Origin of the sequence: Bradyrhizobium sp. (genome assembly GCF_049798375.1) — a bacterium.
In the GTDB taxonomy this organism is placed as follows: Bacteria; Pseudomonadota; Alphaproteobacteria; order Rhizobiales; family Xanthobacteraceae; genus Bradyrhizobium.
Genome location: NZ_JBARGP010000172.1, coordinates 1 through 8,823, shown reverse-complemented (window position 1 = coordinate 8,823; position 8,823 = coordinate 1). Strand labels below are relative to the sequence as shown.

The 8,823-nt window shown below is 63.9% G+C and carries 11 protein-coding genes; 7 read left to right on the top strand and 4 right to left on the bottom strand.

Features of this window, described 5'->3' with window-relative positions; translation table 11 throughout:
- The 4 genes from WA702_RS07270 to WA702_RS07255 form a co-directional block, all read left to right on the top strand.
- Nucleotides 1–873, top strand: an 873-nt coding sequence (locus tag WA702_RS07270; protein WP_425109850.1) for a ribulose-bisphosphate carboxylase large subunit, incomplete at its 5' end; no start/stop codon positions are given.
- 12 nt (nt 874–885) lie between these two features.
- A complete protein-coding gene (locus WA702_RS07265; RefSeq protein WP_425109849.1) occupies nt 886–1,308 on the top strand; it encodes a ribulose bisphosphate carboxylase small subunit in 423 nt (140 codons plus the stop codon).
- Entirely contained in the window at nt 1,308–2,234 is a 927-nt protein-coding gene (gene cbbX, locus WA702_RS07260; RefSeq protein ID WP_425109851.1) for a CbbX protein, read from the top strand. Before WA702_RS07265 ends, cbbX begins: the two co-directional genes overlap by 1 nt.
- Before the next feature lie 2 nt (nt 2,235–2,236).
- Nucleotides 2,237–2,962: an HAD-IA family hydrolase gene (locus WA702_RS07255; RefSeq protein ID WP_425109848.1), complete on the top strand. Its 726-nt coding sequence runs from the start codon at nt 2,237–2,239 to the stop codon at nt 2,960–2,962.
- 111 nt (nt 2,963–3,073) lie between these two features.
- Here the strand turns inward: WA702_RS07255 and WA702_RS07250 are convergent, their stop codons facing one another.
- Together WA702_RS07250 and WA702_RS07245 are read right to left on the bottom strand one after the other, a co-directional pair.
- Nucleotides 3,074–3,787: an LrgB family protein gene (locus WA702_RS07250; protein ID WP_425109847.1), complete on the bottom strand. Its 714-nt coding sequence runs from the start codon at nt 3,785–3,787 to the stop codon at nt 3,074–3,076.
- Nucleotides 3,759–4,181: a CidA/LrgA family protein gene (locus WA702_RS07245; RefSeq protein ID WP_425109846.1), complete on the bottom strand. Its 423-nt coding sequence runs from the start codon at nt 4,179–4,181 to the stop codon at nt 3,759–3,761. Before WA702_RS07245 ends, WA702_RS07250 begins: the two co-directional genes overlap by 29 nt.
- Nucleotides 4,182–4,293: 112 nt before the next feature.
- On the opposite strand from WA702_RS07245, the gene WA702_RS07240 reads away from it, so the two are divergent.
- Nucleotides 4,294–5,178 carry a LysR family transcriptional regulator gene (locus WA702_RS07240; RefSeq protein WP_425109845.1) on the top strand — a complete coding sequence of 295 codons (885 nt, stop codon included), beginning with the start codon at nt 4,294–4,296 and terminating at the stop codon, nt 5,176–5,178.
- A gap of 226 nt (nt 5,179–5,404) precedes the next feature.
- Here the strand turns inward: WA702_RS07240 and WA702_RS07235 are convergent, their stop codons facing one another.
- Complete coding sequence (locus tag WA702_RS07235) at nt 5,405–6,163, bottom strand: hypothetical protein (RefSeq protein WP_425109844.1); 759 nt, start codon at nt 6,161–6,163, stop codon at nt 5,405–5,407.
- Nucleotides 6,164–6,281: 118 nt separating this feature from the next.
- Here WA702_RS07235 and WA702_RS07230 point away from each other — a divergent pair, with 118 nt between their 5' ends.
- Together WA702_RS07230 and WA702_RS07225 are read left to right on the top strand one after the other, a co-directional pair.
- Complete coding sequence (locus WA702_RS07230) at nt 6,282–6,518, top strand: hypothetical protein (protein ID WP_425109843.1); 237 nt, start codon at nt 6,282–6,284, stop codon at nt 6,516–6,518.
- Between the two features lie 633 nt (nt 6,519–7,151).
- On the top strand, nt 7,152–7,976 hold the full coding sequence (locus tag WA702_RS07225) for a lytic murein transglycosylase (RefSeq protein WP_425109842.1): 825 nt from the start codon (nt 7,152–7,154) through the stop codon (nt 7,974–7,976).
- A 308-nt stretch (nt 7,977–8,284) separates the two neighbouring features.
- Here the strand turns inward: WA702_RS07225 and WA702_RS07220 are convergent.
- On the bottom strand, nt 8,285–8,823 hold a 539-nt coding region (locus WA702_RS07220; RefSeq protein ID WP_425109841.1), incomplete at its 5' end, for a peroxidase family protein.

Genomic DNA, 8,823 nt, shown 5'->3' with positions numbered 1-8,823 from the left:
GGCGGGCTCGACTTCACCAAGGACGACGAGAACATCAACTCGCAGCCGTTCATGCATTGGCGCGAGCGCTTCCTGTATTGCATGGAGGCGGTCAACAAGGCGCAGGCTGCGACGGGCGAGATCAAGGGCACCTATCTCAACGTCACCGCCGCGACGATGGAGGACATGTATGAGCGCGCCGAGTTCGCCCGCGAGCTCGGCTCGACCATCATCATGATCGATCTGGTGATCGGCTACACCGCGATCCAGTCGATGGCGAAGTGGGCGCGCCGGCATGACATGATCCTGCATCTGCACCGCGCCGGGCATTCGACCTATACGCGGCAGCGCTCGCACGGCGTCTCGTTCCGCGTCATCGCCAAATGGATGCGGCTCGCCGGCGTCGACCACATCCATGCCGGTACCGTGGTCGGCAAGCTCGAAGGCGATCCGAATACCACCCGCGGCTATTACGACATCTGCCGCGAGGACTACAATCCGATGCGGCTCGAGCATGGTGTGTTTTTCGACCAGAACTGGGCGAGCCTCAACCGGATGATGCCGGTCGCCTCCGGCGGCATCCATGCAGGCCAGATGCACCAGCTGCTTGATCTGCTCGGGGAGGATGTGGTGCTGCAGTTCGGCGGCGGCACTATCGGCCATCCGCGCGGCATCCAGGCCGGCGCGACCGCCAACCGCGTCGCGCTGGAGGCGATGATCCTCGCTCGCAACGAGGGCCGCGATTACCTCCATGAAGGCCCGGAGATCCTCGCGCGCGCCGCGCAGAGCTGCACGCCGCTGCGCGAAGCGCTCGAGGTGTGGAAAGACGTCAGCTTCAACTACGAATCAACCGACACGCCGGATTTCGTTCCGACCGTTACCCCCGCGATGTGAGAGGACTCCACCATGCGCGTCACCCAGGGCTGCTTCTCGTTCCTGCCTGATCTGACCGATGAGCAAATCACGGCGCAGGTCCAGTATTGCCTCGACAAGGGTTGGGCTGTTAACATCGAGTTCACAGACGATCCGCACCCACGCAACACCTATTGGGATATGTGGGGATTGCCGATGTTCGATTTACGCGACGCCGCCGGCATCATGCGTGAACTCGGCGAATGCCGGCGCATCTATGGCGACCGCTATATCCGCATTTCGGGTTTCGATGCGACGCATGGCTGGGAGTCGGTGCGCATCTCCTTCATCGTCAACCGGCCGAAGCAGGAACCCGGCTTCCGGCTCGACCGCCAGGAAACCGTCGGGCGCAATCTTCGTTATGCGACGCAGCCTTACGCGACCGAGCGGCCGGAAGGGGAGCGGTATCAACCATGATGGAAGCTGCCGCCCGCGTTGATTCGGTGGATACGGTTCCGGTCGACACCATCGACCTGCGCCGCGAATTCGAGGATGTCGAGATTGCGCCGGTGCTGGCGCAGCTCGATCGCGAGCTGGTCGGGCTCGCGCCGGTCAAAACCCGGATTCGCGAGATCGCTTCGCTTTTGCTGGTCGAGCGCATCCGGCAGAAGATGAAACTGGCGACCACGTTCCCGACGCTGCACATGTCGTTCACCGGCAATCCCGGCACCGGCAAGACCACCGTGGCGCTGCGCATGGCCGGTATCCTGCACAAGCTCGGCTTCGTGCGCCGCGGCCATGTCATCAGCGTCACCCGCGACGATCTGGTCGGGCAATATATCGGGCACACCGCGCCGAAGACCAAGGAAGTGCTGAAGAAGGCGATGGGCGGCGTGCTGTTCATCGACGAGGCCTATTATCTCTATCGTCCGGAGAACGAGCGCGATTACGGCCAGGAATCGATCGAGATCCTGCTGCAGGTCATGGAGCAGAATCGCGAGGATCTCGTGGTGATCCTCGCCGGTTATGGCGACCGGATGGAAAAGTTCTTCCAGAGCAATCCGGGCTTCCGCTCCCGCATCGGCCATCACATCGACTTTCCGGACTATTCGGGCAGCGAGCTGCTTGTTATTGCCGAGCTGATGCTGGACGGGCAGAACTATCGCTTCACGCCGGAGGCACGAGCTGCATTCGAGCGCTACATCGCGGTGCGCCGGACACAGCCGCTGTTTTCCAATGCGCGCTCGATCCGTAACGCGCTCGATCGCATTCGCCTGCGCCAGGCCAATCGGCTGGTGTCGCGGCTCGATCGGGTGCTGACCGCGGCCGAGGTGACGGCGATCGAAGCGGTGGACGTGCTGGCGAGCCGCGTGTTCAACAAACCGGAAGCTGTGGAGATGTAGCCATGGGCGCCACGCCAGCCGCGACGACATCGCCTCTTGCCGAGGCGCAGCGCCGGCTGGCGCAGGCAAAAGCGTTGATCTTCGACATCGACGGCACCTTGGCCGAGACCGAGGAGCTGCATCGCGCCGCCTTCAACGAGGCCTTCGTGCAGGTCGGGCTCGACTGGCATTGGGGCCGGCGCATTTATCGCGATCTGCTGCGGGTGGCCGGCGGCAAGGAGCGCATCCGCGCCTTCGACCAGTTGCGACGCGCCGGGCCGCCGATCTCGGACAAGGCGATTGCGGAATTGCACCAGGTCAAGACCGAGCGCTTCGCGGCGCTGATGGCGGCGGCAAGCTGCCCGTTGCGGCCGGGCGTTCATGCTCTGCTCGACGGGGCGCGCGCGCGAGGCCAGAAGCTCGCCATCGCCACCACGACAACGCGGGTCAATATCGACGCGCTGCTCGAGACGACGCTCGGCCCGGGCTGGGAAGGCATGTTCGCGGCAGTCGTGGCGGCGGACGACGTCACGCGCAAGAAGCCGGCGCCCGATGCCTATATCGAGGCGTTGTCGCAGCTCGATCTGCCGGCCGGCGCGTGCGTTGCTTTTGAGGATTCCGGCAACGGCCTGCGGGCCGCCATGCGCGCTGGTGTTCCCTGCATCGTCACCCGGAGCATCTATTTCAGCGACGACGATTTCAGCGGCGCGCTCGCCGTGGTGGATGAGCTGTCGGAGCTTTGTGTGTAGTCCGTCGTTGCGAGCGCAGCGAAGCAATCCAGGCTCTCACGTGCGACTCTGGATTGCTTCGTCGCTTTGCTCCTCGCAATGACGGCATGGATGGAAGCGCTCCTAACAGGCTCACCGCATCAGCGCGGCGACCATCGGCGCCAGCGCCACGTTCATCAGCCCGACCAGCACCATCACCAGGCCTGCGATCGCGCCTTCCTCGCGGCCGAGCTCGTGTGCGCGCGCCGTGCCGGCGCCATGTGCGCCCATGCCGAACGAGGCGCCCTTGGCGATCTTCGAGCGCAGCGGCAGCCGTGCCAGCACGACATCGCCGACCGCGGCCCCAAACAGGCCTGTGAGCACGACGAAGATCGCGGTGAGGTCGGGGATGCCGCCGATCTCGCCCGACACCTCCATCGCGAATGGCGTCGACATCGAGCGTGGCAGCAGGCTGAGCCGCAGCGCGCCGTCGATGCCGAGCATGTAGGCCAACACCCAACTCGTGAGCACGGCGGTGAGGCTGCCTGCGATCATGCCGACCAGCAGCAGCGGCCAGCGGCGGCGGATCAAAGCCCGCTGCTCATAGATCGGCACCGCGAAGGCGACCGTCGCAGGTCCGAGCAGCGCCACCAGCCAATGCGTGCCGCGGATGTAGTCGCGGTAGGAGACGTGAAGCGCCAGCGCTGCGATCATTAACAGCGCCGGTGCCACGCCGAGCGGCATCAGCCACCAGCGTGGCCAGCGGCGATGCAGCCGCTTGGCGCCGAAATACAGCAGGATGGTCGCGACCGACCAGGCGATCGCCTGGACCAGCGGCTCATGCCATGTTGTTAGCAGCAAGCTCATCGCGCGCGATCCAGCGATAGCAGAGGTCGACTGTCAGCGCGGTCACGCAGAGCACCGCGAGCGTGCTCAAGGCGATGACGGTGACGATCTTCAGCCCCGTCAGGCCGAGCAACTCGGTGTGGTCGAGCAGCGCCAGCACCGCCGGGACGAAGAACAGCAGCATCTCGGCGAGCAGCCAGTTGGCGCCGCGCTTCATGCTGCCGACGTGCACGCCGCGGGCGCCGAGCGCCAGCAGCGCCAGAGCCATGCCGATGATGCTGCCCGGGAGCGGTAGTCCGCTGATCCGGACCAGCTCTTCGCCCGCCAGCCAGAAGGCGGCTACTAGCGCGAGTTGGGCCAGTCGATGACGGCGCAAGAGACGGCGGAGCTGAAGGGCGATGCTGCGTTGCATCATGGCGCGGCCTTTCGATAGCGGCAGGACAATACGACGATATGCGGCAACGCAGCATGTCTAAAGCGAATTGATCGAATGAATTCCAGTCAAGAATGGAATAGTATTAATCTCTATGGAACTCAGGACCTTGAAAAGCTTCGTCGAGGTGGTCCGCCAGGGCGGCTTCTCCAAGGCCGCAAAAGTGGTCTTTGCCACGCAGTCGACCGTCAGCAAGGCGGTCAAGCAGCTCGAGGACGAGCTCGGCCTGCCGCTGCTCGATCGCCTGCGCCACAAGAGCCGGCTGACCGCGGCCGGTGAGATCGTCTATCGCCGTGCGATCCGGCTGCTCGCCGAGCGCGACGACCTGCAGGCCGAACTGGAGGAGCTGCGCGGCCTGAAGCGCGGCGTGCTGCGGTTGGGCCTGCCGCCGATCGGCTCCAGCACGCTCTTTGCGCCGCTATTCGCGCTTTATCGCCAGCGTTTTCCGGAAATCGAGATCCGGCTCTCGGAGCACGGCAGCGACCGGCTCAACGAACTGCTCGCGGCTGGCGAGATCGATTTTGCCGGGCTGTTGCCACCGATCGCCGACGAGTTCGCTTCGCAGGTGGTGCGTCGCGAGCCGCTGATGGTTCTGATCGCAGCCGGGCATCCGCTGGCCGTGCGCGACGTCGTTAGTTTGAATGATCTGCGCGAGACGCCGTTCATCCTGTTCGAGACCGGCTTTGCGCTCAACCGCGTCATTCGCGATGCCTGCCGTCGTAACGGGTTCGAGCCGATCGTGGCCGCGCGCAGCACGCAGATCGATTTCATCGCCGAACTGGCCGGCGCGGGTCTCGGCGTCGCCTTCCTGCCGCAGTTGATCGCGGCCCAGCGCACGCAGGTGCCGATTCATCTGGCGTTGCTCGACGAGCCCGAGACCGACTGGACGATGGCAATGGCCTGGCGCCGTGGCGCTTATCTCTCGCCGGCAGCGGCGGCGTGGCTGAGATTGTTAAGGGAAAAGGGTGGGGCGAGGTGAGGGCACGAGCCTGGCGATGACACTCGCAGTGAGACGGTAGCTTGCGTCCGCACAAAAAGTTGTCGTCCCAGGCAGGCGAGCAAAGCGAGCGCTGACTCGGGATCCATACCGCGTGATGCATGAAATAGCGGCAGGCGGCCAATACCGCGTTTCAGCCACGGCCGCCGCGGAGTATGGATCCCGGCGCGAGGTCGGGACGACAGCGGCGTGTGTGGCTCTTGCGCGCTCAGAACCCGACGTTCTCGTCGCGGTAGAACGTGTTGAGGATGGTGATGCGCGGCGACGTGGTCTTCACCTTCGGCCGGCCGTGCCAGCTCATCTGGCTCAGCGAGTGATAAGCCTTCAGCACCACGAACGCGTAGCCGATATTGGGCAGGAACGGGATCGTCTTCACCGGCTCCAGGCAATACGAGCCGACGTGAAACAGGCCCTTGAGCGAGGCCTGATAGAGCGTGGTGCCGAGATCGGCCTGGCTCTCGTCGGTCGGGCAGTACAACTGCATCGTCACGACCTTCTTGCGCGTGTCCGGATGCGGCTTGATCTGGTAGCCGTCGGAATCCTTGTAGAGCACGGGCTTGGCGACCAGCTTCAGCGCGTCCGGCCCGCTCACCTTGTCGCCCTTGGCCCTGATCACCAGCCCGGCATGCAGCTTGTGCCGGATCGCATCCTCGACCTGCTTCGAGGTCAGCATCGCGGACACGGCAGCCCACAGCTCGCGCCGCGCCGGCTCGATGTGGCCTACATGCTCGCCATAGAGCCGCAGCGCCATCCGGGTCTGGTCGGCCTTGATCGGATCGTAGCCCTCGGAGGGAACGTTGCCAGTGAGCTCGCGATAGATATCGGCCGGAAAGAAGTCCCGGAACACGATATGCGGAAACGGCGTCAGGAAAACGTCGGAGGCCTCGATGCTGGCAACGGCATGCGAGACCAGATTCCAGCGGTCCTCGGTCCGATCAAGAACCGGCGCTTCAGCCAGTGCGGTCATTGGAGATTCCCCAAACTTAAATGCGTCCGAATGGTCCAGTTCAATCGACCGCGGAACTTGGCCGCGCCGCCGAGTCACCATACCACATTTCGCAGCAATGGTGTTCTGGAAGTCGCGCATGCTGCCCGCCGGCAGCTGCGATTGCAACCCGGCCGCCTGTTCCAACCATCACATCTTTGTTCCGCCGGATATAGTATATCAAAGGTGCGCGGCCCGGATGGATTTGCGCTGCCCGTCGGGCAAAGGCGTCGCTTTGACGTACGGGATGATCGTCTCGGTCGGCCTTTTCCCGCAAAATGGCATGCACCAAAAAAATTATTTCATTAGTGCGCTCAAGTTGATGATGCATGTCTAGAGGGTCTGCGAAAAATATTTCTGTTTCTTTTTATCAGAATTCATGGTTGTCTAGCCACATCCCGCCTCGTCGACGAGGGACGTATCGCGATCGTCACGGCACGTGGAGGCGGGGAGCGGTGGGGCGTATCGAGTTGCAGCACGATGATCGTGCCGACGAACAACTCATGCGCACGGTGAAATCGTGTGGTCCTGGCCTCCCGGTGCTGAGGTCGGCGCGGCGCGCGAGCGTCTCGCAAACGGGGGCAATCAAGCCGGTCCCCGAGGAGATCACGTATAAGCCGTCAAACCATTGCGCAGGGAAGGCCGGATTTGGCTGAACCTGTGGTTCTACCGCGTGCTTTTGCTGCACGCGAACCATGGGTATCGGTCGATACCCGGCCGTCCCTGTGCCCTCTCGACTATCGGAGGGTCTCGATTTGCAAAGCTCGGGTGCAAGGCGCCGCGAGAACGCCTGCACATGAGAACCAGCGAACGCTGCGGTGGTTGACGGGGCGATGCAGTGCGAAATAGCCTTCACCGCCGCGCGAAAGTGCACGCGCCGCGTGCAAAACCTGCGCTATAGAGCTGACGAGTTTCGAAAACCGGGACGAGGGATCACTGAGCATCTCTTGGCCCATGCCGGGAGAGATGAATGAACAAGGCTGGACATCTTGCAGGGGCTGCGCTGACGGCCTTGGCGCTCATGGCAACGCTTGGCGGCACGGCGCATGCCGCACAGTGCGGCAATGGACCCGGCGGCTATGACGCCTGGAAGCGCGAATTCTCCGAGGAGGCGCGCGCCAAGGGCATCAGTGGCAATGCGATCTCGGCCCTGATGCAGACCAACTACGCCTCGGCCACGATCGCGGCCGACCGGAGCCAGCACAGCTTCAGCCTGTCGCTCGATGCCTTCCTCGCCAAGCGCGGCGCTGCCGCGATCGTGGCGCGCGGCCGTTCGCTTAAAGCATCGCAGGCGGGGTTGTTCGCCTCGATCGAGCAGCGCTACGGGGTGCCGCCGGGGCCGCTGATCGCGATCTGGGGCATGGAGACCGGCTTCGGCAGCCAGCGCGGCAATCAGCACATGCTGTCGTCGATCGCGACGCTGGCCTATGACTGCCGACGGTCCGAGTTCTTCACCGATCAGCTCTACGCCGCGCTCAAGCTGATCGAGCGCGGCTCGATCTCGCCGTCGCAGCGCGGCTCGATGCATGGCGAGGTCGGCCAGACCCAGTTCATGCCAAAGACGATCCTGAATTACGGCACCGGCAATCTCGATGTCGCTGCGAACGCGCTGAACTCGACGGCGAATTTCCTGCGCGCCAATGGCTGGCGTGCCGGCGCCGGCTATCAGCCGGGCGAGCCGAATTTCGCGGCGATCCAGGCCTGGAACGCGGCCGGCGTCTATCAGAAGGCGATCGCGCTGATGGGCCGCCAGATCGATGGCGGCGGGCGTGGTCCGGTGAGGGGTGAGGAGTAAATCCAAATAAGAAGGGCGGCACCTTGTGGGGCCGCCCTTTCATTATATCAAGCAAATTTATTGAATTGATTAGTTGTTAGCGCGATGTGCGAGACTCTTTCGGCAGTGAAAGTATTCCCTCTCCCCTTGTGGGAGAGGGTGGATCGCCGGCGCGGAACGCGGCGGCGAGACGGGTGAGGGGTCTGCTTCCGCATTTGCGAGCGCGGATAGATACCCCTCACCCGGCGCGCATTTCGCTTCGCTCATTCGCGCGACCCTCTCCCACAAGGGGAGAGGGTGCACCTGTTGCCGTGGATACAGTCAGCCCATCAACGCTTGACGACCTTGCCGCTCGGATCCTCAGCGAGATCGAAGCGATCGAGATTGCCGATCTTGCCCCACACCGCAACGAAGTCGTCGACGAACTTCTTCGTGGCATCGCTGGCGGCATAGACCTCGGACAGGGCGCGGAGCTGCGAATTCGAGCCGAACACGAGGTCGACGCGGGTCGCGGTCCACTTGACCTTGCCGGAGGCGCGGTCCTTGCCCTCATAGACGCCCTCGGTGGACGACGGAGCCCACTCGGTGCCCATGTCGAGCACGTTGACGAAGTAGTCGTTGGTCAAGGTCCCGGGCTTGTCGGTGAACACGCCGTGCTTGGTGCCGCCGACATTGGTGTTCAGCGCGCGCAGGCCGCCGATCAGCACCGTCATCTCCGGCGCGGTCAGCGTCAGCAGCTGGGCCCTGTCGACCAGGAGCTCCTCATCGGCGACGCCCTGACCCGGCTTCAGGTAGTTGCGGAAGCCGTCCGCCCGCGGCTCCAGCACCTTGAACGACTCGACGTCGGTCTGCTCCTGCGACGCATCGG

Excerpts from the sequence above, each read along its gene's own strand:
- WA702_RS07265 (WP_425109849.1), top strand. The coding sequence starts at position 886 with ATGCGCGTCACCCAGGGCTGCTTCTCGTTCCTGCCTGATCTGACCGAT.
- cbbX (WP_425109851.1), top strand. The coding sequence starts at position 1,308 with ATGGAAGCTGCCGCCCGCGTTGATTCGGTGGATACGGTTCCGGTCGAC.
- WA702_RS07255 (WP_425109848.1), top strand. The coding sequence starts at position 2,237 with ATGGGCGCCACGCCAGCCGCGACGACATCGCCTCTTGCCGAGGCGCAG.
- WA702_RS07250 (WP_425109847.1), bottom strand. The coding sequence starts at position 3,787 with ATGAGCTTGCTGCTAACAACATGGCATGAGCCGCTGGTCCAGGCGATC.
- WA702_RS07245 (WP_425109846.1), bottom strand. The coding sequence starts at position 4,181 with ATGATGCAACGCAGCATCGCCCTTCAGCTCCGCCGTCTCTTGCGCCGT.
- WA702_RS07240 (WP_425109845.1), top strand. The coding sequence starts at position 4,294 with ATGGAACTCAGGACCTTGAAAAGCTTCGTCGAGGTGGTCCGCCAGGGC.
- WA702_RS07235 (WP_425109844.1), bottom strand. The coding sequence starts at position 6,163 with ATGACCGCACTGGCTGAAGCGCCGGTTCTTGATCGGACCGAGGACCGC.
- WA702_RS07230 (WP_425109843.1), top strand. The coding sequence starts at position 6,282 with ATGCTGCCCGCCGGCAGCTGCGATTGCAACCCGGCCGCCTGTTCCAAC.
- WA702_RS07225 (WP_425109842.1), top strand. The coding sequence starts at position 7,152 with ATGAACAAGGCTGGACATCTTGCAGGGGCTGCGCTGACGGCCTTGGCG.